At 35.3% G+C, this 24,748-nt stretch carries 26 protein-coding genes; 14 read left to right on the top strand and 12 right to left on the bottom strand.

Going from position 1 to position 24,748, the window contains the following annotated elements:
• The first annotated feature begins 43 nt into the window (after positions 1-43).
• The 7 genes from FJ651_RS02660 to tsaB are packed head-to-tail and all read left to right on the top strand — an operon-like array spanning position 44 to position 7,839.
• Positions 44-745 (top strand): ABC transporter ATP-binding protein, encoded by a 702-nt coding sequence (locus FJ651_RS02660; RefSeq protein ID WP_140988846.1) that lies wholly within the window; start codon positions 44-46, stop codon positions 743-745.
• The gene (locus FJ651_RS02655; protein WP_140988845.1) at positions 738-1,982 is read left to right on the top strand and encodes an ABC transporter permease; all 1,245 of its coding nucleotides are present in this window, start codon (positions 738-740) and stop codon (positions 1,980-1,982) included. The genes FJ651_RS02660 and FJ651_RS02655 overlap by 8 nt, the downstream gene beginning before the upstream one ends.
• A 1-nt stretch (position 1,983) precedes the next feature.
• Positions 1,984-3,243 (top strand): ABC transporter permease, encoded by a 1,260-nt coding sequence (locus FJ651_RS02650; RefSeq protein WP_140988844.1) that lies wholly within the window; start codon positions 1,984-1,986, stop codon positions 3,241-3,243.
• 45 nt (positions 3,244-3,288) lie between these two features.
• Positions 3,289-4,455 (top strand): efflux RND transporter periplasmic adaptor subunit, encoded by a 1,167-nt coding sequence (locus FJ651_RS02645; protein ID WP_140988843.1) that lies wholly within the window; start codon positions 3,289-3,291, stop codon positions 4,453-4,455.
• Positions 4,456-4,502: 47 nt separating this feature from the next.
• Positions 4,503-5,843 carry a TolC family protein gene (locus FJ651_RS02640; protein ID WP_140988842.1) on the top strand — a complete coding sequence of 447 codons (1,341 nt, stop codon included), beginning with the start codon at positions 4,503-4,505 and terminating at the stop codon, positions 5,841-5,843.
• A gap of 32 nt (positions 5,844-5,875) precedes the next feature.
• Entirely contained in the window at positions 5,876-7,165 is a 1,290-nt protein-coding gene (locus FJ651_RS02635) for an efflux RND transporter periplasmic adaptor subunit (RefSeq protein WP_140988841.1), read from the top strand.
• 2 nt (positions 7,166-7,167) lie between these two features.
• Positions 7,168-7,839, top strand: coding sequence for a tRNA (adenosine(37)-N6)-threonylcarbamoyltransferase complex dimerization subunit type 1 TsaB (gene tsaB / locus FJ651_RS02630; RefSeq protein ID WP_140988840.1), 672 nt, complete (start codon positions 7,168-7,170; stop codon positions 7,837-7,839).
• Here the strand turns inward: tsaB and FJ651_RS02625 are convergent.
• From FJ651_RS02625 to FJ651_RS02615, 3 genes are all read right to left on the bottom strand, one after another.
• The gene (locus tag FJ651_RS02625; RefSeq protein ID WP_140988839.1) at positions 7,836-8,648 is read right to left on the bottom strand and encodes a mechanosensitive ion channel family protein; all 813 of its coding nucleotides are present in this window, start codon (positions 8,646-8,648) and stop codon (positions 7,836-7,838) included. The two genes, tsaB and FJ651_RS02625, sit on opposite strands and share 4 nt — an antisense overlap.
• 76 nt (positions 8,649-8,724) lie before the next feature.
• Positions 8,725-9,414 carry a hypothetical protein gene (locus FJ651_RS02620; RefSeq protein ID WP_140988838.1) on the bottom strand — a complete coding sequence of 230 codons (690 nt, stop codon included), beginning with the start codon at positions 9,412-9,414 and terminating at the stop codon, positions 8,725-8,727.
• Between the two features lie 95 nt (positions 9,415-9,509).
• Positions 9,510-10,403: a NifU family protein gene (locus tag FJ651_RS02615; protein WP_140988837.1), complete on the bottom strand. Its 894-nt coding sequence runs from the start codon at positions 10,401-10,403 to the stop codon at positions 9,510-9,512.
• Between the two features lie 307 nt (positions 10,404-10,710).
• Here FJ651_RS02615 and FJ651_RS15680 point away from each other — a divergent pair, with 307 nt between their 5' ends.
• From FJ651_RS15680 to FJ651_RS02605, 3 genes are read left to right on the top strand one after another with little or no spacing between them, the layout of a single operon-like run.
• Positions 10,711-10,863 carry a hypothetical protein gene (locus FJ651_RS15680; protein WP_216746063.1) on the top strand — a complete coding sequence of 51 codons (153 nt, stop codon included), beginning with the start codon at positions 10,711-10,713 and terminating at the stop codon, positions 10,861-10,863.
• Positions 10,864-10,877: 14 nt separating this feature from the next.
• Positions 10,878-11,885, top strand: coding sequence for a PorP/SprF family type IX secretion system membrane protein (locus FJ651_RS02610; protein WP_140988836.1), 1,008 nt, complete (start codon positions 10,878-10,880; stop codon positions 11,883-11,885).
• Positions 11,886-11,900: 15 nt separating this feature from the next.
• Positions 11,901-12,416: a gamma carbonic anhydrase family protein gene (locus tag FJ651_RS02605; RefSeq protein WP_140988835.1), complete on the top strand. Its 516-nt coding sequence runs from the start codon at positions 11,901-11,903 to the stop codon at positions 12,414-12,416.
• 8 nt (positions 12,417-12,424) lie between these two features.
• Here FJ651_RS02605 and FJ651_RS02600 read toward each other — a convergent pair whose 3' ends face one another.
• From FJ651_RS02600 to FJ651_RS02560, 9 genes are all read right to left on the bottom strand, one after another.
• A complete protein-coding gene (locus FJ651_RS02600) occupies positions 12,425-12,784 on the bottom strand; it encodes a GTPase (RefSeq protein WP_216746062.1) in 360 nt (119 codons plus the stop codon).
• 33 nt (positions 12,785-12,817) lie between these two features.
• Complete coding sequence (gene murI / locus FJ651_RS02595; protein ID WP_140988833.1) at positions 12,818-13,597, bottom strand: glutamate racemase; 780 nt, start codon at positions 13,595-13,597, stop codon at positions 12,818-12,820.
• Positions 13,598-13,661: 64 nt separating this feature from the next.
• A complete protein-coding gene (locus FJ651_RS02590; RefSeq protein WP_140988832.1) occupies positions 13,662-14,174 on the bottom strand; it encodes an OmpH family outer membrane protein in 513 nt (170 codons plus the stop codon).
• Between the two features lie 36 nt (positions 14,175-14,210).
• Positions 14,211-15,539, bottom strand: coding sequence for an OmpH family outer membrane protein (locus FJ651_RS02585; protein ID WP_140988831.1), 1,329 nt, complete (start codon positions 15,537-15,539; stop codon positions 14,211-14,213).
• 117 nt (positions 15,540-15,656) lie between these two features.
• Positions 15,657-18,200: an outer membrane protein assembly factor BamA gene (bamA, locus tag FJ651_RS02580; RefSeq protein ID WP_140988830.1), complete on the bottom strand. Its 2,544-nt coding sequence runs from the start codon at positions 18,198-18,200 to the stop codon at positions 15,657-15,659.
• A gap of 8 nt (positions 18,201-18,208) precedes the next feature.
• Positions 18,209-18,952 carry an isoprenyl transferase gene (locus tag FJ651_RS02575; RefSeq protein ID WP_140988829.1) on the bottom strand — a complete coding sequence of 248 codons (744 nt, stop codon included), beginning with the start codon at positions 18,950-18,952 and terminating at the stop codon, positions 18,209-18,211.
• Positions 18,952-19,641 carry a type IX secretion system protein PorG gene (gene porG, locus FJ651_RS02570; protein ID WP_140988828.1) on the bottom strand — a complete coding sequence of 230 codons (690 nt, stop codon included), beginning with the start codon at positions 19,639-19,641 and terminating at the stop codon, positions 18,952-18,954. Before porG ends, FJ651_RS02575 begins: the two co-directional genes overlap by 1 nt.
• Positions 19,642-19,739: 98 nt before the next feature.
• The gene (locus FJ651_RS02565; RefSeq protein ID WP_140988827.1) at positions 19,740-20,624 is read right to left on the bottom strand and encodes an NAD kinase; all 885 of its coding nucleotides are present in this window, start codon (positions 20,622-20,624) and stop codon (positions 19,740-19,742) included.
• Positions 20,625-20,635: 11 nt separating this feature from the next.
• Positions 20,636-21,292 (bottom strand): CBS domain-containing protein, encoded by a 657-nt coding sequence (locus FJ651_RS02560; RefSeq protein WP_140988826.1) that lies wholly within the window; start codon positions 21,290-21,292, stop codon positions 20,636-20,638.
• 88 nt (positions 21,293-21,380) lie between these two features.
• On the opposite strand from FJ651_RS02560, the gene FJ651_RS02555 reads away from it, so the two are divergent.
• The 4 genes from FJ651_RS02555 (at position 21,381) to tig (ending at position 24,697) form a co-directional block, all read left to right on the top strand.
• A complete protein-coding gene (locus tag FJ651_RS02555) occupies positions 21,381-22,094 on the top strand; it encodes a pyridoxine 5'-phosphate synthase (protein WP_140988825.1) in 714 nt (237 codons plus the stop codon).
• On the top strand, positions 22,094-22,858 hold the full coding sequence (locus FJ651_RS02550; protein ID WP_140988824.1) for an alpha/beta fold hydrolase: 765 nt from the start codon (positions 22,094-22,096) through the stop codon (positions 22,856-22,858). The genes FJ651_RS02555 and FJ651_RS02550 overlap by 1 nt, the downstream gene beginning before the upstream one ends.
• Positions 22,859-22,945: 87 nt before the next feature.
• Positions 22,946-23,308: a phage holin family protein gene (locus FJ651_RS02545; RefSeq protein WP_140988823.1), complete on the top strand. Its 363-nt coding sequence runs from the start codon at positions 22,946-22,948 to the stop codon at positions 23,306-23,308.
• 66 nt (positions 23,309-23,374) lie between these two features.
• The gene (gene tig, locus FJ651_RS02540) at positions 23,375-24,697 is read left to right on the top strand and encodes a trigger factor (RefSeq protein ID WP_140988822.1); all 1,323 of its coding nucleotides are present in this window, start codon (positions 23,375-23,377) and stop codon (positions 24,695-24,697) included.
• Positions 24,698-24,748: the final 51 nt, after the last annotated feature.

Raw genomic sequence — 24,748 nt, 5'->3', positions numbered from 1 at the left:
CTGTGCTTTTGTTTAACATTGCGCCACATTTGGCCACTTACGTATGATACAAATTAAAGATTTACACAAGTCTTATAAAATGGGAAGCAATAGTCTTCACGTTTTAAAAGGCATTAATTTTAATGTTGAAGAAGGAGAACTTGTTTCTATTATGGGTTCTTCAGGTTCTGGAAAGTCTACACTTCTCAACATACTTGGTATGTTAGATGAGGCCGATGAAGGCTCCTACACTTTAGATGGTGTGCCAATAAAAAATTTAAACGAACGTGTTGCGGCAAAATACCGCAATAAGTTTCTTGGGTTTATATTTCAATCGTTCAACTTAATTAATTATAAATCTGCTTTAGATAACGTTGCTTTGCCATTATACTACCAAAAAATGCCGCGTAAAGAACGAATGGATCGTGCGTTTCATTATCTTGAAAAAGTAGGATTAGCAGAATGGTCTCACCATTTGCCAAGTGAGCTTTCCGGCGGACAAAAGCAGCGTGTTGCCATTGCAAGAGCATTGGCCAGTGACCCCAAGGTATTATTGGCAGACGAACCAACCGGCGCTTTAGATTCTAAAACTTCACACGAAGTAATGGAATTAATTCAAGGTATTAATGATGAAGGCAAAACCATACTTATTGTAACCCACGAGCCAGACATAGCGCAAATGACCAAGCGTATTGTAAATTTAAAAGACGGGATAATTATTGACGATCATAAAGTAGAACAAATTAGAGCCTCTCAATATGTTTGATATAGAACGTTGGCAGGAAGTCTTTGAGACACTAAGTAAAAATAAATTGAGAACAGCCTTAACTTGTATTTCGGTTGCTTCGGGAATTTTTATCTTGATAGTTTTACTCGGTTTTAGCTCTGGCATACAAAACGGCGTTAAAGATCAGTTTTCCAGTGATGCCACAAATAAATTGTCTATTAGAACAAGAAGTACTACAAAAGGTTACAAAGGCTTAAACCCGGGCAGAAATATTCAGCTTAAGATGGAAGACTTTATTGACGTATCCAGAAATTACGATGATTATCTCGAGTATCGATCAGGGAATTACTCTATATGGGGTAGCTTAATCAATTATAAAAATGAATCAGGAAATTTTCGTGTTCAAGGCGTTATGCCCGATTTTCAATTTATTGAAAATGCTGATATTTCAGAAGGAAGATTTTTAAATGAATCAGACATAAATGAAGCCAAAAAGGTAATTGTAGTTGGCAATAAAGTAAAAACTGAATTATTTAAAGGAAAAAGTCCTTTAGGCGAATATGTGTCCATTTACGGTATTCAATTTAAAGTTATTGGCGTGTTTTTTGATCCCGGAGGCGAAAGAGAAGAAAGTAATGTTTATATACCGGTAACTTCAGCGCAAAAAGCTTTTAATGGTGGTGATCGGGTAAGAGACATGGCATTTACAGTGCCAATGTCAGGTAGTTTAAATGAAGCTTTAGAATTATCTGAAGATCTGGTAGCAGGTATTGAATACGATTTAAAACAAAAGTATATTATCGCCCCGGATGATATAGCGGCCATAAGGGTTGACAATACTCTAGAAGAGGCCAAAAAAATCTACTCATTGGTTGATATCATTAGAGCAGTATTTTGGTTTGTTGGAATCGGTACCATAATCGCCGGTGTTGTGGGTGTGGGAAATATCATGATTATTATAGTAAAAGAACGTACTAAGGAAATTGGAATCAGAAAAGCGCTCGGCGCTCAACCTCTTTCTATCATCGGAATGATTCTACAAGAATCTATTTTCGTTACGATGTTCTCGGGTTTATTTGGATTAATTGCCGGTTTGGGGTTGTTAGAATTAGTTGGACCAACCATTGATAACGATTTTATAAAATATCCTCAGGTAGATTTTAATACAGCATTAACCACTGTTTTCATATTGGTAATTGCGGGCACCTTTGCAGGGTTTCTTCCGGCCTATCGAGCAGCCAAAATCAAACCAATTATAGCACTTAGAGACGAATAATATGTTTAGTAAAGATCGTTGGGACGAAATATTAGAAGCATTAACAGCCAATAAGTTTAGAACATTCTTAACGGCTTTCGGTGTGTTTTGGGGTATCACTATTTTAGTGTTGCTTCTTGCCCTGACCAATGGCTTAAAAAATGGGGTGACTTCTAGTTTTAGCAATTTTGCCACTAACTCTATGTTTACCTGGGTGCAACGTACCTCAATACCTTACAAAGGCTTGCCGAGAGGAAGAAGATTTAACTATAAAACCGATGATGTTGTAGCGCTGAAACAAGAATTCCCGCAATTGAAATATGTATCGCCTCGTAATTCATTGGGCGGCTATCAAGGTGCCAGTAACGTGATTAGAGGTACTAAAACCGGGGCTTTTCAAATTTATGGTGATTATCCTGAATTTATCAAACAAAAGCCTATGGATATTCTCGAAGGGCGTTTTATTAGCCAGTCTGATATTGACAACGACAGAAAAATTTGCGTCATCGGTCCTGATGTGGTTGCCGGTTTGTACGATAAAGGCGAACCTGTTATAGGATCTTATATTAAGATAAATGGGGTTAATTTTATGGTAACCGGGACTTTTAAAATTACTAATAGTCAAGGCGATTCAGAAGAAGAAGCTAATACCGTATTTATTCCATTTACAACCTTTGGAAAAGCTTTTAATCGTGGTGATAACGTGGGATGGATGGCCATAACCGCCTATGACCAATTTAGTATTACCGATGTAAAAGAGCAAGTTTTCGATTTTTTAAAAACAAGACACAGAGTACACCCTGACGATGAAAGAGCCTTTGGCCATAGAGATTTGGCCGAGCAATTTGAAAGAGTAAATGGACTTTTCAATATACTTACAGTGGTAGGATTTTTTGTTGGTGCCCTTATTTTAATGTCGGGTATCATCGGCATTAGTAATATCATGCTAATTGTTGTAAAAGAACGCACCAAAGAAATTGGCGTTAGGCGCGCATTAGGAGCAACTCCGTGGGATATCAAATCGCAGGTACTTCAGGAAAGTTTAGTATTAACTTTATTGGCTGGTATGGTAGGGGTTGCTTTTTCGGCCGGTGCCATATATTTAATGAATTATGCCATTGAAATCAACGGTCCAATTGAAAACTTTGTAAATCCAAGTGTAGGTATGCCTGTTGTGTTTGCCGCACTGAGTATTTTAATAGTTTCAGGCTTGTTGGCAGGACTGATACCCGCCAATATCGCCACTAAAATGAAACCTGTTGATGCCCTTAGAACCGAATAATCAAATTTAGAAATAAACAAAATAAGACCTTAATATTCATTTAAAATGAAAAGAACAACCACCGTTATAGTATTAGTTATCATTGTGCTGTCATTTGCAACAGCTTTGATTTATTTATGGAAAAAAAACCAGGAAGATCCTGTAACTTATACAACAGATACCGCATTAAATAAAAGTATAGTAGTAAAAACTATGGCAACCGGCAGTATTGTGCCAAAAGAAGAGGTGTTGATAAAGCCAAATATTTCAGGTGTTGTTGAAGAAGTGTTTATTCAGGCAGGGGAGTTTGTAAATTCAGGTGATTTAATTGCCAAGATTAGAGTAATTCCAAACGTTTCAACTTTAACAAGTGCAAAGAATAATATTGCCTCTAACCAAACATCGCTTGAAACCGCCCAAATTAATTTTCAAAACCAGGAAGCTATTTATAGCAGACAAAAATCTCTATTTGAAAAGGGTGTTATTTCTGCCAATGATTTTGACTTAATTAATAACAACTACCTTCAGGCAAAGCAAGCAGTTGAACAGGCCAGAATTTCGCTAAACGCTGCCAGACAAAATTACGATATTATTAAAACCGGTACAACATCGGGATTGGGTAATGCAGCACAAACACTTGTAAGAGCAACTGTTTCAGGAATGGTACTCGATGTGCCAATTAAAGAAGGTAATCAAGTTATTGAAGCCAATAATTTTAACGAAGGTACTTCTATTGCTTCAATTGCCGATATTCAAAAAATGATTTTTGAAGGTAAAATAGATGAAAGCGAAGTTGGTAAAATAAAAGAAGGTTTGCCGCTCGAAATTACTATTGGAGCTATAGACAACCAAAAATTTGAAGCTGTGTTAGATTACATTGCGCCAAAAGGGATTGTTGAAAATGGCGCCATTCAATTTGATATTAAAGGAACCTTAAAAAATTTGGATGAAACCACCTTTATAAGGGCTGGATTATCGGCCAATGCCTCAATTATATTAGACAAAGCCGAAAATGTAATGGCCATTAAAGAAGCTTTGGTGCAATACGACTCACAAACAAAAAAGCCATTTGTAGAAGTTGAAATTGGTAATCAAAAATTTGAACGTCGTGATGTGAAATTAGGTCTCAGTGACGGAATTTTTGTTCAGGTTTTAGAAGGTGTTTCAGAATCAGACAAGATCAAAGTTTGGAATCAGCTTCAAGGTCCACCAGCTTACGCCGGCAGAAATTAAACTTTTTTTGTAACAATTTTATATAATTTAAGTCTTACAGTTGAACTATGAGAAATACCATCGTCATTATAATAGCCTTTGTCTTTGTGTCTGGATTTGCACAAGAAAAAAAGTGGACGCTCAAAGAGTGTATTGAATATGCCTATAAAAACAATATTTCTGTTGAGCAGTCGCTTTTAGATGTAGATCAGTCTAATGTTGATAAAACGCAGGCAATAGCTAATTTTTTACCGTCTTTAAATGCCAATGCAAGTTTTAATATCAATACAGGTGCTAACATTAACCCTGCAACTAACCAGTTTGAAAATACTGTGTTTAGATCTGCTTCAGGTGGTGCCAACTCAGGGTTAAACTTGTTTTCAGGATTACAGAACTGGCGTAATTTGCAAAGAGCGAAATTAAATATAACAGCTGCCCGTTACAGATTAGATAAAATGAAAGATGATATTTCACTCTTGATAGCAAATTCATTTTTATCAATTCTTTCAAATAAAGAGCAATTAAAAGTTATTCAGGGCCAATTTGAAGTTACTCAGGAAAACATTAAAAACACCAAAGAACTTGTTGATGGCGGAGTATTACCTGAAGGAGATTTACTAGAGATTTTAGCAACAAGCGCGAGCCAGGAACAACAAATGATTGCTGCTGAAAATAATTTAATTATTTCAAAAATTGGTTTAGCTCAATTACTTCAGCTTAGAAATTATGAGACCTTCGATATAGCCGACGAAAACTTTGAATTAATTTCAGAAGCAATTTTGGAAGAAAAACCGGCTTCAATTTTTGAAAAAGCCAAAGACGAATTAAACGATGTTAAAATAGCAAGTGCCAATTTAGAAATTGCAGAAAAAGATTTACAATTGGCTAAAGGTAATTATTTTCCAACGGTAACAGCTTTTATGGGCTACAATGCTCGTTGGGCAAGTACACAAAGAAATCCTTTTACTGGAGAACAGATTAGTTTTGCAGATCAGTTATGGTTATTTGATGGTACAGCGATAGGATTTCAGTTAAACATCCCGATTTTTAATAGACTTAATGTTAGAAGCAATGTTCAGCGAAACAAAATAAACGTAGAGCGATCGAGACTTCAATTAGAACAAGTAAGTTTAGATTTAGAATCTAACGTTTATCAGGCCTATAATGATGCTAAAAATTCAAAGAAATTTTACCAGGCAGCCGTTAAAACTGCCGAAGCACGACGTTTAGCTTTTGAATATGCTAAAGAGCGTTATGATGTTGGCCTATCTAATGCCTTCGATTATAATCAAAGTAGAATAGCTTACGAAAATGCTCAATCTGATATTGTTAGAACAAAATTTAATTATATATTCAGTTTAAAAGTACTTGAATTCTATTTCGGAGTAGATTTAGCTGGCTTATATTAATTATAACTTCAGTCAATTAAAATAACTTAACAGTGAAACGCAAAAAACTCATCATCATTATTGTAATTGCCTTGGTGCTTATCGCTGCTTTAATCGGCGGTAAAAAAGCGGGCTGGTTTGGTAATAAAGAAGACTTTAAAGAGGTTGAATTAAAGGTAATTGAGCCTGTAAATGTTTTCGAGAAAGTCTCAGCCACAGGTAAAATTCAACCTTCAACAGAGGTGAAAATATCAAGTGAAGTTTCAGGAGAAATCATTGAGCTTCCTTTTAAAGAAGGAGATAGAGTTACTAAAGGAGATTTATTGGTTAAGGTAAATCCAGATTTAATTCAATCAGCGCTTAACAGAGCTCAAGCCAGTTATCAAAACGTACAGGCCAATTTAAATCAGGCCGAAGCCACCTTAAAAGAAGCAACTTTTAATTACGAACGCAATAAGAGTTTATTTGAGCGCGGCGTAATTTCTAAAGCCGACTGGGACAGAGCCGTTGCCAATTACGAAGGGGCTTTAGCTGCAAAGCAATCTGCTTATTATGGTGTTCAAAGTGCCGGCGCCACCGTAAATGAAGCGCGTGATAATTTATTAAGAACCACTATTTATTCACCTATAGATGGTACCATTTCACTCTTAAGTGTTGAATTAGGTGAGAGAGTTGTAGGAACTCAGCAAATGGCAGGAACCGAAATTTTGAGAGTTGCTAATTTAAACACCATGGAAGTACTCATGGATGTTAATGAGAATGACATTGTGAAAGTAAAAATTGGTGACACCTCGATAGTAGAGGTAGACGCTTATCCAAAGCGCGAATTTAGTGGCGTGGTTACCGAAATTGCCAACTCAGCACAGGGAAATCTTACAGCCGATCAGGTTACAAATTTTAAAGTTAAGGTTAGAATTTTAGAATCGTCTTATCAAGATTTGTTAGAAGGTAAAAATGAAGGCTATTCTCCATTTCGTCCAGGAATGACAGCAACGGTTGATGTTATTACCAAAAAGAGATTTAATGTTTTGGCAGTTCCAATTAGTTCTGTTGTTATCAAAACCGATACCACAAGCACCAAAAAAACAGCTGCAGAGAAATTTAAGAAAGTTAAACTTTCGGGAGAAGATGAAAAATTTGAGTGTGTTTTTGTAAAAGATGGTGATGTGGCTAAATTAAGAGTTATTACTACAGGAATCCAGGATAACGCTAATATTGAGATAACTTCGGGTTTAAGCGAAAATGAGACCGTTATTATTGGTCCTTACAACTTAGTGTCCAAAACCTTGGAAACAGGCGATAAAGTCTCTGAGAAAAAAGAGGTAGATAAAAAGCCACGATAGTTTTGACCTATATATTATTAATAGAAACATCAACAACCAATTGTTCGGTAGCCTTATCAAAAAATGATAAGGTTATTGCGTTAAAAGAGTATAATGATAGTAATTACTCGCATTCAGAATTGTTACACAATTATATTCTTGAAGTAATTACCGAGGCTCAAATACAATTAGAAGACCTTTCTGCGGTGGCAATAAGCAAAGGTCCGGGATCTTATACGGGACTGCGTATTGGTGTTTCGGCGGCTAAAGGCTTATGTTATGCCTTAAACATCCCTCTTATATCAATAAACACATTAGAAAGTTTAGCACATCAAACAACAATAAAAGACGGTTTTATTGTGCCTGTTTTAGATGCAAGACGAATGGAAGTTTATAGTGCTGTATTTAATCAAAAATACCAAATGGTTGAAGGAGTAAAAGCTCAAGTAATAACTCCTGATAGTTTTAATAGTTTATTGTCTGAAAACACTGCATATTTTCTTGGAAGCGGCGCTAATAAAATCGCTACAGTTGTTAATCACCAAAATGCCCATTTCATTTTGGATCAACTACCATCTGCAAAACAAATGGCAAAGTTGGCTTATCAAAAATATAAAATAGGCAACACCGAAGATGTTGCCTATTTTGAACCTTTTTATTTAAAAGATTTTATGGTAACCAAACCAAAAGCCTAACCTTTCTTTTGTATTTCAACCTGATGCGGATATGGAATTTCAATTCCGGCCATATCAAGTGCTATTTTTGTATTTTCAATAACGTCGAAATAAACAGTCCAATAATCTGCAGTTTTACACCAAGGTCTTACAGCAAAATTAACCGAACTATCTGCCAGTTCTAATACGTTTACCGTTGGCTCCGGGCTTTCGATAACCATTGGATGCGATTTAATAACATTCATTAAGACTTCTTTTGTTTTTTTGATATCAGAGTCGTAATGTACTCCAAAAACTAGATCAACACGTCGTGTCCCGGTTACAGAGTAATTAACAATATTACCATTAGAGAGCGTTCCATTAGGAATAATAATTTCTTTGTTAGACAAGCCTGTTAGCTTGGTTGTAAATATTTCAATTTCTTTAACAACCCCCATTTCTCCTTGCGCTTCGATTAGGTCACCAATTTTAAATGGCTTAAAAATCATAATTAAAACACCACCGGCAAAATTGGCCAGAGAACCTTGGAGTGCTAAACCTACAGCCAAACCGGCTGCGGCTAATATTGCTGCGAAAGAAGTGGTTTCAATGCCAACAATACCTAAAATAACAATGATGAGTACAATTTTTAAAGTCCAATTAAGCAGATTTACTAAAAACTTTTTCAAACTCTCTTCATAAGAGGCCTTTTCCATAAAGCGTTTCAAGCTTTTTAAAGTAATCTTAATAATCCACCCACCAATAATGTAGATAAGAATCGCCCCAATAATTCTGGGGCCAAAATCTAGAATGAGTTCATAGGCTTTGTCAATCCATACTTGTAAATCCATATTTTTTCTGTTTTAAATAAAAACGCTATTAATTTATTAACTAATAGCGTTTTAAAAAATTTATAGTTTTACAATTTTACAAACTTCCTATAAAATTTGCAACTTTAATAAGATCTTCTTCTTTTTTAGTTTTCAATTTGTTTTTCTTAACGAAAGTCATAATTTCTTTACTTTGTTCCGGAAAAGCCTTAGCAATATCTTTATCTTTTGAAGGCAGGTATACAACTCTACCAGATTTCAATTTGATGTAATAATTATCATCTTCTTTTCTAAATTTAGCAGGCTTATCTTGATCATAGGATGAGCTCGCGGCTACTTTGTCGTAATACTTTACGATTTCCTCTTTTAGTACAGTCACATCATTTTCTTCTGACATCACAACCAAAAAACCTCTTTTAGTTATTCCCCTATTACTTTCATAGTTGAAAGTTTTGTATAATTTGTTTTCATTTATAAAAAATACTTCGTAATCATTATTAGATATGTCCAACGCGATTGGATCTCTACCAGCAGCAACGAGAATTTCCATTTCGTTTATGTAGGCATTATATCGGCCACTGTAGATTTTATTATCAGCTCCATTTATTCTTACCTGCTGGTAGTCCTCATTAACATAAGGGCTGCCCATTACATTAGGCATTGCTCTTGAGATGTTTTTTGGTGAGAAGCCTACTTCAGATGCAAAATCTAATTGTTGTGCTTGACCTACAAAAGGAATTAAAATTAAAATTAAAATGAAAAATTTGATAGCAAATTGTTTTGTCATAATACAAGTTTTTGTTTTAAGGTTGTTTCTAAAAGTGTGCCAAATTCAACAAAATCTAAGCAATAAAAAATTTTAATTTGTTAATTATGATAAATTTAACCGTTTAAAGCTTCAACTGTTAAATTTTGGTTGTTAAGCATCTCTTTTAACATGGTTTCAATACCATTTTTTAAGGTGAAGGTTGAAGATGGGCAACCACTGCAAGCTCCTTGAAGTAAAACACTTACTTTATGGGTTTCGGAGTTATAAGATTTAAATTCTATGTTGCCGCCATCGCTGGCAACAGCAGGTTTTACATACTCTTCAAGAATTTTTATTATTTCTTTCGATGTGATATCAAGATTAATGTTTTCAACAGTTGTTTTTTGTTCTTTTTCTTCTAGTTGAGAAAGTGCCTCATCTTCTAATACTCTTTTGCCTGATTCAATATAATTTCTTATAAATTCTCTTAATTCTATGGTAATATCATTCCAGTCTGCAATATCATACTTACTAATAGCAATAAAGTTATCCTCAAAAAATAAGCTTTTAACAAATGGAAATTGGAAAAGATCCATGGCTAATGGCGAATATTTAGATTCGTCAATATTGTTGAATTCCATGGCTACAGGCACCAGTTTTTTGTTGGCAACAAATTTTAAAACTCCCGGGTTTGGAGTACTTTCTGCATAAACTGTTACTGCTGTCTTTTTAACAATAGTTTTTTCGTCAATAATCGGCTGTCCACTTTTGATATAAGCGGCAATTTGATTAGCAACTTCTTCTTGCACGTCTTTCCATTCAACAATGTCATAACGTTCAATGGCTATAAAATTTGACGAAATAAAAACCTTTTTAACAAAGGGTAAGTAGAATAACTGTTGAGATAATGGAGAGTTTTTGGCTTCATCTATATTGTTAAATTGAAAACTTCCTGCATTGACTAAAAACTGCTCGGTTTCAAATTTTAAAATTGTTTCTCTATTAGTAGGTTTTATTGTGATGCTCATGGCAATTTTTTTGCAAAAATAAATAAATCAGGCTCTAAATAGGATTAAATTTTGAGTCATTTAACGTTTTTAATGCCAGAGATAATATTGCATAAATATTTATTCCTAAAAGTCCCTATAATTTATATGCTTTTTATTAAATTGAAGTATAAATAATAAATCAATATATATGAAGTTTATTCCATATACCATGATGACTGATAACATCCTTGCATATTTCGTCGAAATTTATAAATAGTTCATAATATTTGAGTCATTGTACAATTAAACAACATAACAAGCTCAAAAATTTATATATTTGACCGTTATGGCAAATGCCTTTAGCGTGATGGTCTTAACCATAATTATTGGTTTAGATGCAGAATATTTAATTTATGTCAACGAAAGATTGTCATTGGGTGCCAGATACCATTTTACAGCACTGATGATTAAAAGGAGTTTAGAACTCATTTTACTTTGAAAAGATAAAAACTTATGAATTTAAAAACCTATCTAAAAGTTATGTTGTTGTTATTATCTATAACAACTATGAATGCCCAAGAAGGTCTACCTATTTATTCCGATTATTTAACCGATAATTATTACCTGATTCACCCGTCTATGGCAGGTGTGGCAAATTGTGCCAAAGTAAGACTTACAGCGCGTCAACAATGGTTCGGTTCAGACAACGCTCCGAGATTGGGAACGCTCAGTGTCAATGGTAGGTTGGGAGATGGTCCGTCGGCTCTTGGAGGGATTATTTATAGCGACAGAAACGGATTTCACTCGCAAGTTGGCGCCTATGCTACCTATGCACATCATATTATGTTTTCCCGAAATGAAATTGATCTAAACATGTTGTCATTCGGACTAAGTGCCGGTTTTATTCAATACAAATTAGATGAGACATCATTTTTATCTCAAGGATTTGACCCTATTATTGCCGGTATAGAACAAAGTGCTACTAACTTTAATATAGATTTTGGTTTTTCCTATCACTTCCTAAATTTTTATGCGCATGCCACGGTGAAAAATGTACTCAATAACGAAGGCATTAATTTTAATGAACAGGGATTGAGTTTTGATAACCTAAGAACTTATTTATTGTCGGTTGGTAATACATTCAGCAAGTATGGAAGTGACTGGAGTTACGAACCTTCAATTATGTTTATGTATCGAGATGCTACTCAAGAATCTTCAATCGATATCAACGGAAAGGTTTACAAACAAATGGATTTTGGAAGACTTTGGGGCGGTTTATCTTACAGAAGAAGTTTTGATGGTGCTCAACTTTTGGACGGTTCAGGTGTGAGTAATCAAAGACTTCAGTATGTAACCCCTTTTATTGGTGTTGATTATAACAACTTTGTGTTTGCCTATACTTATAGTTATCAGGCAAATTCAGTGGTCTTCAATAATGGGGGATTTCATCAAATAACTTTGGGTTACAATTTTAACTGCCGAAGAGAAAAATACGATTGTAATTGTCCGGCGGTAAATTAATGTCATCATATCATTATGCCAATCATTAAGTCAGTTAGGGGAATAGCTCCGGAAATTCCGGATGATTGTTATATAGCCGAAAATGCAACAATTGTTGGAGAGGTTATCATGGGTGCTAATTGTAGTATTTGGTTCAATGCCGTAATACGTGGCGATGTTCACTATATAAAAATAGGCAATAAGGTTAATATTCAAGACGGTGCTGTAATTCATGCAACCTACCAAAAAGCACCAACAACCATAGGGAATAATGTTTCAATAGGTCATAATGCCATTGTACATGGTTGCACCATCCATGATAATGTGTTAATTGGGATGGGAAGTATTGTTATGGATCATTGTGTGATTGAAAGTAACAGTATTATTGCCGCGGGCGCTGTTGTAACACAAAATACAAGAGTGGAAACCGGTAGTATCTATGCCGGTGTGCCTGCTAAAAAAGTAAAAGATATCAGCCAGGAATTAATTAGTGGAGAGATCAACAGAATAGCCGAAAATTATATAAAATATGCCTCTTGGTTTAAAGAGTAGTTAGATTATTAGGCATAATCATTTATGATGCACTTCACATGAGTTATAAGTTCCTCGGTGTTTTTAAATGTTTTAAATGCTTGGTGTGAAATTACAGTTTCAAAACTTTGATTGTCATACCTCAAGGCAACCGGATAAATGTAGTTTTGTTTACCGAATTTAGCTTCAAATTCGTCAATATGATAGAATCTGATTTCAAATTTAGATTTTTCCTTAAATTCTTTCCAAACAGCTTTTTCAGTGAAATTACCATAAGTTAGTGCGCATAAATCGCATTGGTAAGTTGACGGACTCAACATTTTATGTAAACTATCTAAAACGGCATTTTTAAGCCCGGATTTTGCGTTATAAACCATCATTAGCTCCATAATAGATTGGTTGTGATTTTGTCGCTAACCTTACTAAAAATCTTTATAGGCAACACTATATTTATTTTCTAAAATTTGTTTTAACACAGCGGGATTGGTATTGGTATAAAATGAAATGTTTGGTTGTTCCTCACCTGTATTTAAAAGTTGATTCTGAATCAGAATATTTTTAGTCTGTCTGGCCACAGCCTCACCTGAATCTATAATCTTTACATTTTCCGGTAACAATTCTTTAAACAGAGGTATTAGGTAGGGGTAGTGCGTACAACCTAAGACAAGATGGTCAATATTAGCTAAAATCATAGGTTGAAGATATGTTTTTAATAGATTGCGCATATCTTCAGAATATAACTTACCACTTTCAATAAGTTCAACAATACCGGTTCCGGTTTGTTCAACTACTTTAATGTTGTTGCTGTAAAGATTAGTGGTTTTGTGAAATAAATCACTCGCCAAGGTACCTTTGGTTGCTAAAATACCAATAGAGCCGGTCTTGGATTGAAGGGCAGCCGGTTTAATTGCGGGTTCGATACCAATAAAAGGTAAATTAAAGTTAGATCTTAAATAACCAATGGCATTAGTAGTGGCTGTATTACAAGCAACTACAATTAGCTTGCAGTTCATTGAAATTAAAAAACGGGTATTTTTTTCGCTTAAGTTTTTAATTTCTTCCGCTGATTTGTTGCCATAAGGCGCATTAAAACTATCTGCCAAATAAATAATGGATTCATTAGGTAATAATTGGTGGATTTCTTTAAAAACAGAAGTACCACCAACGCCAGAATCGAATATACCTATGGGTTGACTTTGCATGGTATAAAAATAAACAAGCCGCTTTAAAAAAAGCGGCTTGATCAGTTATTTGTTTTGTAAAATTTTAAAGACCTAACTCTTTCTTAACATCTCCCATTAAATCATAACCATCTGCAACAAGAACAATACCGTTGTTTGGAGTAGATTGTAAAACATACTCGATACCCTTAGCTTTGGCAACTTTAGAAATGGCTGCCTGTACTTTTTCTGCAATTGGCTTTAACAATTCAAATTGCTTTTTTTGAAGGTCTTCTTGAGCCTGGCCTTGGTACTCTCTAATGCTTCTTTGCATGGTTTCAACTTCTTGCATTCTTTTGGCGTTTTCATCGTCTGTTTGAGAAGCGGCCTCAGCATCATAACGCTTAATTTTGTTTTGATACTCTGTGATCATACCTTCAATTTCAGTCTGGTATGTTTTTTCAAGCTTTTCAATTTCGGCTTGAGCAGCTTTGGTTGCAGGCATTTCTCCAATTAAGGCCTGCGAATCTATGTGTGCAATTTTACTTTGAGCGTTACTAAAGGTATTAGCTGCAAAAAATACGACTGCTGCAAATAAAAAGGTTGTAATTTGTTTCATGTGTTTAAATATTATAATTGTATTAATTAATTTTTACTAGTTATTGTTTTTGGTGGTATCTGTTTTTTTCTCTGCTTCTTGTTGTTCTCTTTGTTTTTTACGTTCTTCTAATATTTTTTGTTTGCGTTCTTCTAATTCTTTTCGTCGTTGTTCTCTTTCTTCAATTTTTTTCTGTCTTTCAGCCTCCATTTTTTCCTGAGCTGTCATTGGTTTTTCGGCTTTTGTAGAGTCTGATGCTTTTTCGTTTTTCTCTTCAGTTTTTGAATCAGACTCTTGTTTTTTAGGATTTAGAACTGCTTGTCTCTTTTCTTCACGCTCTTTTAGTTTTCTCTGGCGTTCTTCTTCCATGAGTTGCTGAGGTGTTTTAGTCTCTTCGACAGCGGTGCTATCTGTTTTTTCTTCACCTTTAACTTCAGAATCTTCTTTTAAAGCAGGAGGATTAGTGCCTTGTTTCACTTCTACCGCTTTTTGACGCAACGCTTCACGTTCCTTTAACTTTTGCGCACGTTGCTCTTCCATTAATTCTTTTGCAGATTTCTCTGTACTTTCTTCTTTTTTATTTACTGTTTCGCTCGCGTCTCCCGATTTATTACCAGATTTAGCTTCTCTGGCTTTGGCACGTTCTTCTAAAATTTGCTGTCTTCTGGCTTCTGCCGCTGCCTTGGCCGCTTCTCTTTCTTCCAATTGCTGTTGTCTGCGAGCTTCAATTTCTTTTTCTCTTGCTGCTTTTTTCTCGGCTAAAGCAAGTTCACGTTCTTCTTTTGCAGTGTTAATTTCAGGAACCAGTTCTTCATCTTCAGCCGCACGTCTTTCTTCTTTGGTTTGCGCTTGCTTTCTTGTTGCCGAACGCGTAATACTTCTCAAAACAAATTCGCTTACATCGTATTGTTTTGCGGAGAATAGCATGGTTAAATCGGCCGATTTATCAAAAATAAAATCATAGTTTCTGGATTCTGCAATCTCTTGAACAGTAGCAAAAATTTGATCTTGAATGGGTTGAACCAATTGATTTTTTTGTGCAATATAATCACCTTCAGGGCCAAATCGTTTTTGTTGGTAATCTAAAACTTCATTTTCTTCTATCTGAATATCTTCTAAGCGCTCTTCATATAACTCTTTTGTTAGAAGAATTCGTTCAGCTTCAAGCTCCTGCTTTTTTGTAGCAATCACACTTAACTTTTTATCGATTTCAGATTTCCATTCTTGAACTTTTTTATCTAACTGTGCATTTGCTTCCTGATATTCAGGTACATTTTGTAAGATGTATTCTGTATCGATGTAGGCAATTCTAATACCTCTTTGTGCGTGCAGAGTGAGATTAACAAAAAAAACGAAAATCAATATATAAAGAACTTTGTATTTCATGCGTTCATTTGATTTAAATTAAGTCGATATATTTTTCAAATTAACGAAATATATTCTGAAAAATTTTAACCTACTCATGAATTACCAAAATCATCTTTAGAAAATATCGTGCCAAACTTAAAATTGTTGTCCAATAATGAAGTGTGTTTCCCATCCGTTTTTAACTGTTTGGCCCGGTAATGGGTCAAAGCCGTGACCAAAATCAATGCCCAACAAGCCAAATGCAGGCATAAATATTCTCACACCAAAACCGGCAGAACGATTCATATTAAACGGATTGTATTCTCTAAAACTATTAAACGACGCACCTGCTTCTAAGAAGCCTAATGCAAATATCTTTGCACCGGCTCCCAAAGTGATGGGATGTCGAAGCTCAATTGAAAATTTGTTGTAAATCGCACCACCGTCTACACTTGAAAGTGATTGGTTTGGATAACCTCTTAGCTGTACTACCTCTCGGCCATCAAGAGCGAAGTTTCCTAATCCGTCACCACCAAGAAAGAATCTTTCAAACGGAATGATACCTCTGTCGTTGTTATAGGCACCTAAAAATCCGAATTCAACGTTAGACCTTAAAACAAACTTTTTAAATAAAGTGGTGTAATTATCACCTCTTAATTTAATTTTATAAAATTCTAACCAACTAAAACGCTCTTGGTCTATTTCACCAATTCTGGCAAAATCTGAAGGATCATTTGGGTTCAGACTTTCTCTTTCTTCGCTCAGTGCCTTGTAATCTACATTATTAAATAGAGAATATGGTAGAGACAACTTGGCCGAAACAATAAAGTTAGAACCACCGGTTGGGAATATAGGATCTGTATAAGTGTTATTTCTGGCTAATGCTACCGTATATGAAAGGTTGTTGGCATAACCGTCACCAAAGGTAAATAAACCTGTGTTATAATTATTGAGGTTGTAGTGCTGTAAACCTATAGATTGAGATAAAGTGAAATAGTCGTCGGGTATTGATAATCTTCTTGCTAGCCCCACAGAAATACCAGAAATATTAAAGCTTCTGCTTCGGTCTGCTCTAAATGTTTGTTGATCAAACAAGAATTGTTTGGTTTGCGATAACGACACAGAAAACTGCTGTGGTCTTTTGCCGCCCAACCAAGGTTCCATGAAGTTTAAACTATAAGTTTGAAAGAACTGGCTGGCCTGTAATCTTAATGCTAATGTTTGTCCATCTCCACGAGGTACAGGTTTGTAAGCGTCTTTCTTTAAAATATCTTTAATTGCAAAGTTATTAAATGAAAGCCCCAAAGTACCTATAAATCCACCACCGCCATAGCCACCTTGCAATTCTATTTGACTCGAGCCTTGTTCAACAACTGAGTATTCAATATCCAAGGTGCCGGCATTGGGATCTGGGTTTTTAATATTTGGTGCTATTTGCTGTGCATCAAAAAAGCCTAATTGACCTAATTCCCTTATGGTTCGTACTATATTAGATTTACTGTAAAGCTGTCCCGGTCTGGTTCGAAGTTCTCGGTAAATTACGCGGTCGTTAGTGATATCGTTGCCAACAACGGTAACTTTATTAAGATAGGCCGGTTTACCTTCGGTAATTCTAATTTCCATATCAATCACATTGCCGTCGGCACTGGTTTCAACAGGATTGATGGAAGAAAATAAATATCCTGAATCCTGATATCGATTTACAAGGTTATCTCCATCTGGTTTTGTATTGTCTTCAATGCGTTTGGCCAATTCAACACCGTTATAAGTTGAGCCTTCCTCAATTCTTAAAACAGATCTTAATTGGGCATCTGAGTAAACTGTATTACCTACAAAGGTAATTTTACCAAAGGTGTACAAAGAACCTTCATTAATATTTAACTTAAGCGCTATGGTATTGTCATCGTTTTTGATAAGGGTATCTGATACGACTCTGGCGTCTCGATACCCATTTTCTTTATAAAAATCGATTAGCGACGTGAGATCTTCTTTGTAATCTTCAACAATGTATTTAGAGCGTTTCCAAAAGCGCACGGGATTTCGCACTTTTGTTTTTTTCATGACCTTTCTTAGTCGCTTGTCTTTAAAAACTTCGTTGCCTACAAAAGTGATAGATTTAATTTTCACCTTATCTTTTTGATCGATGTCAATTAACATGTTAACCCTTTTCTTTTCAATTGAATCTAATACTTCGGTGGTAATAATATTAACGTCGGCATTTAAATAGCCTTTCTTTTTGTATTTATTAGTAAGATAATTTTTGGTGGTAGTGATTAAGTTTTCGGTGACTTTAGTGCCCTTTTGTAGTTTGTTTTCGGTTTTAATTTCTTCAAATTTACCTTTTTTAACGCCTTTAATAGTAACATTATTAAGTTCGGGTAAATCGTTAATTTCTATTTCCAGATACACCGTATCTTGCACAAATTTGGTAGCGTAAATATCAATGCTACTAAACAGGTTAGACTTCCATAATTTTTTTATGGCGTTGCTTAATTTTTCACCAGGAATTTTAATTAATTCCTCTTTTCTTAGACCAGAATAAACAATAATGGTTTGTTCTGCATACGAAGTACTTCCGCTAATAGCGATGTCGCCTATGATGTAAGATTTACCGGTGTCGAACTGGTATTCTTGTGCATTGCCTAGAAGGCTGCATAATAAAAAGCTAAAAAGTATTAGGGTTTTTTGATGCGTTTTCAAATTATGATTTATTTGCTAAGCTGTTCGCTAGTTTTACCAAATCTTCGTTCTCTTTTTTCATAGCATTTTAGAGCCTTGTACAGATCTTCTTTTGAAAAATCGGGCCATAGCACGTCTGTAAAATACAATTCGGCATAGGCAATCTGCCAAAGCAAAAAATTACTAATGCGTTGCTCGCCACTGGTTCTGATGAGCAAATCTACATCTGGTAAATTTTGCGTGTAAAGATGCTTATTTATAATTGATTCGTCAATAGATTCTATTGAAATTATATTATTTTTAACGTTGGTACTTATGCTTTTAACAGCGCTAATTAATTCTTCTCTTGATCCGTAGCTAAGTGCAAGCGTAAGATTCATGTGGGTATTATCTTTTGTTTTTTCAATAACTTCATGCAATTCTTTAAAGGCTTTTTCGGGTAATTCTTCTAATTTACCTATGGCTCGAAGCCTAATGTTGTTGTCTTGAAGTGTCTTAATTTCTTTTTTTAAGGACTTTACCAAAAGTTTCATCAGCGTATTGACCTCGCTTTTTGGTCTGTTCCAGTTTTCTGTTGAAAAGGCGTATAAGGTTAAATTTTTAATACCTATTTCGGCACAGGCTTCAACGGTAGTTCGTACCGATTTGGTGCCATTTTCATGCCCAACAATTCTCAGCATTCCTTTTTGTTTGGCCCACCTGCCATTACCATCCATGATGATGGCAACGTGTTTTGGTAGTTTGTCTGTATTAAAGGTTGGTTTTGTATCCATTAAAAAGCGCAATAACAAGGTTTTTGACCGAAGGTGTAGGTTAAGGTAATGCCTGTAAACACATACCAGTCGTTACTGTTGGTATTACCAAAGCTAAATTGAGATAGTTGCGGTGCATCGGGCACGCTGCCGTCAATTTCGTCGCTAAAGGTATATCTGGCGCCAACTTCGGCTGCTAAGATAATATGACTGGTTAAAGTGGTTTTCACTCCTATCACCATAGGAATACCCCAAGCGTAGCTGGAAGTATTTTCTGATCTGTAATTTCCACCGCCATCCCAATAGTAATTATCGTGATGAGCTACTGATATTCCTGTAAACAAATAGGGTGTGGTTTTATTTCCTGAAATATGCAAATCAAAATCAAAAAAGTTAAATTCCATACCTGCTGAAAATTCAACAATACTGTTTTCAAAGCTGTAATCTCTTGCTATTCGTCTGTTGTCGCTCGATTCGCTATCAACACCTTTTAAGTTACTAAACAATATTGACGCTCTAAACGAATGTCTCGGACTGCGATTCCATTTAACTATACCACCCATTGCCAGCTGGTTTGGTTTGATGTAGTTGGTAGCACCAACGTCTCCAATAAAATTGCTTCCTCCTAAAAATACGCCAACTTCGTAAATTTGTGCTGTAGTATTTTTTATAGCGAACATAGTTATTAAGATGATGATGAACCGCTTCATAAGATTTAAAAGTTTGCAAATATAACAATATTGATAAGCCTATTGCAATTTCAATTGAATTGCTTTAGTGATTAACAGCAAACACCGAAATTTATTGTTTAATTGCGCTTGTCTTCTCCCCAAAGCATTTTTTTTCGAAGTGTGCTAATGAAGCTATCATATTTAAGTTCTATCATTTTTATTTTGAAGTGTGCTTTTGTTATGACAACTTCGGTTTGGGTGGATAAACTCACTAGTCTACTATCTAAAGACAATAAAAAATCCTCTTCGCGACTGTTAACTTTGAGGGTTATTTTCGTTGAATCGGGAATCACCAATGGTCTGGCATTTAAATTATGTGGCGCAATTGGGGTAATTACAAAGTTACCGGCTTGGGGAATAATTACCGGACCACCACAGCTCAACGAATAACCTGTTGAACCGGTCGGCGTTGATACTATTAAGCCGTCAGACCAGTAATTGGTTAGGTATTCGTCATTAAGCTGCGTTTCAACCGAAATCATGGATGTGGTATTTTTCCTGCTTACGGCAATTTCATTCAATGCAAAATTGATATCGTCTAAATCAGGATGTGATGGATTGGTTGCAACAGCCACAAGGCTGCGACTTGAAATGGTGTAATTTCCTTTATAAATATCGTTAAAAGCGCGCTCAATTTCATTGATTTGAACAGTGGCTAGAAACCCCAATCTGCCGGTATTGATACCCACTATTGGAATTCCTAAATCTTTTACCCCTGTTATTGCTCTTAAAATAGTGCCATCGCCGCCAATACTTACCAACAGATCAAAAGACTTATCTAAATTATTGTAAACGCCTATTTGACGCGATTTTAAATCTAAAACATCATTATTTTTCAATTGTTGAGCAAAATTTTCTTCTATTAGTAAATTGGCGCCATGAGCTGTTAAACAATTTAATAAAACATGAATGCTGTTTAAAGCGTTTTCTTGATATTGTTGACCAAATATTGCTACTTTCAAAAGAAATTATTTTAGAAATCTAAATATTTTTTAAGGTAATCAGAGCGTTCTTTTAAACTTTCAACATAGCTGTCTTGTTCAATGCCTGAGACAATGCTATAGCCATAGCGACGAAAACTTTGAAGCACATCGTTAATTGCAGCATTACCAATTTTGATGGTTATTTGCACTTTGTCATTTTCCATTTTAGAAATTAAGGCACCGTAAATTTTAGAATTGTTAGATTCAATAATCTGGCAAACTTCGCTAAAAGAATAATCAAAAATACCTTTTTCAACAATAATGATGCCGCCACTTTCGGCAAAAAAAGGCGTTTCGTTAAACAACTGTATGATGTCGTTTAACTCGTAATATCCAAGGTAATTATTGTTGGAATCTAAAACCGGCATCACGTTAGAATCATTTTGGGCAAAAGCTTCAAGTATGTCAAGCCAGTTGGTGGTGTTTCGCACGTAAAAACCCTCTAAAGAGTAGTTAATATCTGCTAATACCTTTTGTGATTCAAAACAATGCGCATCAGTTTCAGAAATACATCCCACATAAATATCACCGTTTTTAACTGGAATATGGGAATAGGTGAGCTGGCTAAACATCATTTTAACATCGCCAATGGTGTCGTTGAATTTAACAGGAGTTAAGTCGTTTATGATAAGATCTTCCAGCTGCATAGCGTAATTTAAAAACACTGCAAATTAATCAAAAATTACCGTAATAAGCCTGTTCTTGTTTGTATTTTTGCACTTTAAAATTCAACTTATGACCAAATTAAGTGTTAACATCAATAAAGTGGCAACCCTTAGAAATGCCAGAGGTGGCAATGTGCCAAATGTAGTAGAATTCGCAAAAGATGCGCAGCGTTTTGGTGCTCAGGGAATCACCATTCATCCGCGTCCCGACCAGCGCCATATAACCTTCAAAGATGTATACGATTTAAAACCGGTTGTTATCACCGAATATAACATTGAAGGCAATCCCAATCCCCATTTTATCAAAATGGTTCTTGATGTGAAACCAACTCAGGTAACCCTGGTGCCCGATGCAGACGATGCCATCACTTCTAATGCCGGATGGGACACCATTAGGCACAAATCGTTTTTATTAGAGGTGATTTCTGAATTTAAACGAAATGGCATTAGAACATCTGTTTTTGTAGACCCCGTGATATCTCAAATAGAAGGCGCCAAGCAAATTGGCACCGACAGAATTGAGCTTTACACCGAAGCTTATGCGCACCAGTATGCGCTTGGCAATACATTTGCCATTAAACCATACACAGATTGTGCAGTTTTGGCAAATCAATTAGGCTTGGGTGTTAATGCCGGTCACGATTTATCTCTTGAAAATATTGCCTATTTCAAACAAAACATTCCCGGGTTACTGGAAGTTTCTATTGGCCATGCCTTAATTGCCGAAAGTTTGTATTTGGGAGTAGAAAATGTTATTCAAATGTATTTAAATAAGCTTAAGTAATGGAATTGTATTCAAATATTATTGGTAGCGGAAAGCCTTTTGTTATTTTACACGGATTTTTAGGTATGGGAGACAATTGGAAAAGCCTAGGAACTACCTTTTCTGAAGCAGGTTATGAGGTTCATTTAATTGATCAGCGCAACCACGGCCGAAGTTTTCACAGCAATGATTTTAATTACGAAGTGATGGCACAGGATGTTGTGAGTTATTGTGAAAAACATAGTTTAGAGGATATTATTTTGCTTGGTCATTCTATGGGTGGTAAAACAGCTATGACAGTGGCGACTCAATTCACAGAGCTCGTGAAGCATTTAATTGTTGCCGATATTTCTCCAAGATATTATCCCGTGCATCATGACGGTATTTTAGACGGTTTAAATGCCATTAATTTTACAACCTGTAAATCAAGAGGTGATGCAGATAAGGCTTTATCACAGCATATTAAATCAAAACCAATCAGACAATTTTTACTAAAAAATTTATATTGGAAAGACAAAGAAACGCTTGGCTTAAGGTTAAACCTCAAAGTGCTTACCGAGCAAGTAGCTGAAGTTGGTGAAGCCTTACCAATTCATGCTAAATATAGCGGACCAAGCTTATTTTTACGTGGTGATAAGTCTGAATATATCGGTATTCAAGATTTTGATATTATTAAAAGACAGTTTCCTTCGGCGCAAATAGAGACCATAGCAAATGCCGGTCATTGGTTGCATGCCGAAAACCCTGAAGACTTCTATCAAGTAGTGATGAAATTTCTGGGTTAGACGGTTAGATTTTATAAATAGCTTAAATTCATTATCTTTAACGTTAATAACTTTAAATCACTTCTTTTAATCAAAATATTACCCATTATGAAGCTAATTGTAAAATTTATTTTGTCGGCTATAGCCGTAGTATTAATTTCTAAATTGCTGCCTGGTGTTACGGTTGTAGACTATTTTACGGCCTTGCTGGTAGCTGTAGTTCTCGCTATATTAGATTTGTTTGTAAGGCCGTTACTCATCTTATTAACCTTGCCTGCAACCATTTTGACTTTGGGATTATTCTTGCTGGTAATTAATGGATTAATAATTCTTTTAGCCGATTATTTAGTTACCGGTTTTACGGTCTCGTCAATTTGGACAGCGATGCTTTTTAGTATTTTACTCACCATTCTGCAATCTATCTTCTATTCTGTACTAAGAGAAGATAAAGTTGTTACTGACAGACAGTGATTTAAAAACTTTGTTAGCATAGAGAAATGTTGTATTTTTGCACTCCAATTTTTTTAGCATCGTAGCATGAATATTACAAGAACAAACATTGACAATCTAAACGCCGTAGTAAAGGTGGATATCGCAAAAGAAGATTATAGCGATAAGGTTGAAAAAATATTGACTGATTACCGTAAATCAGCAAACATTCCGGGTTTTAGAAAAGGGCACGTTCCTATGACCTTGGTTAAAAAACAATACGGTAAAGCTGTATTGGTTGATGAGGTAAACAAGTTACTTCAAGATGCCTTAAATAAATATCTGGTCGAAGAAAAACTGGATGTTTTAGGGAATCCACTGCCAAAACCACAAGACGATTTAGATTGGAATTCAGACCAGTTTAGTTTTGAGTTTGAATTGGGTTTATCTCCTGAATTTGATATTGATTTGAAAATCAAAAAAGCCATTACGCATTATCAAATCTATGCAGATGATAAGATGATTGACGACCAGGTTAAACACATTCAAAAGCAATACGGTAAATTGGTGAGCACCGATGTGGTTGAAGCCAATTCTGAAATTACAGGAACCTTTGTAAACGAAGACAACAACATTAACAACACGGCAACCTTTTCATTAGAAAAAATAAAAGGTAAAAGCAATATCAAAAATTTGACAGGTGCCAAAGTTGGTGATGTTATTACATTAAACACCAAAGAGTTGTTTAATGATTCTCATGACTTAATGACCTATTTAAAGGTGTCTCATGATGCAGCACACGATTTAAAGGTTGATGTAAAGTTGACTATAGCTGAAATTAATAGCAGAGTTTTGGCCGATTTAGATCAAGATCTTTTTGACAAGCTTTTTGCCAAAGGCGAAGTAAACACTGTAACCGAATTGAAGGAGAAAATTAAAACCGATTCTGAGAAGCAGTTTCAACAGCAATCCGACCAAAAGTTAATGAACGATGTTACCGATTATTTAATTGAGAACATCAAATTTGATTTACCGGCATCCTTTCTTCAAAAATGGCTTCAAAATGCAGGCGAAAAGCCAATGAACGAGGAAGAAGCTAAAGATGAATACGAAAAATCAGAAAAAAGCATTCGCTACCAGTTGATTGAAGGTAAGTTGATGGAAAAATACAATGTTAAAGTTGAATTTGAAGATTTAAAAACACATGCCAAAGAACTCATTAAATCTCAAATGGCGCAATTCGGGCAGTTAAATCCGTCTGAGCAAGAACTTGACGATATCGCTGCAAGAATTTTATCAAACAGAGACGAAGTAAAACGCTTAAGCGAGCAATTGGTAAGCAAAAAATTACTCGATTTATACAAGGCAGAAGCCAATTTGAAGGTTAAAAAAATAACCTACGACGATTTTGTAAAGGAATTCTACAGTTAAGTATTACAGAATAAATTAGTATCTTTAAGGCGCAAAACTGTAATGTTTTGC

Source organism: Paucihalobacter ruber (genome assembly GCF_006494535.1).
GTDB classification, from domain to species: Bacteria; Bacteroidota; Bacteroidia; order Flavobacteriales; family Flavobacteriaceae; genus Paucihalobacter; species Paucihalobacter ruber.
Note: the sequence above shows the minus strand (reverse complement) of the source record. Positions and strands in the feature narration are given on the sequence as shown.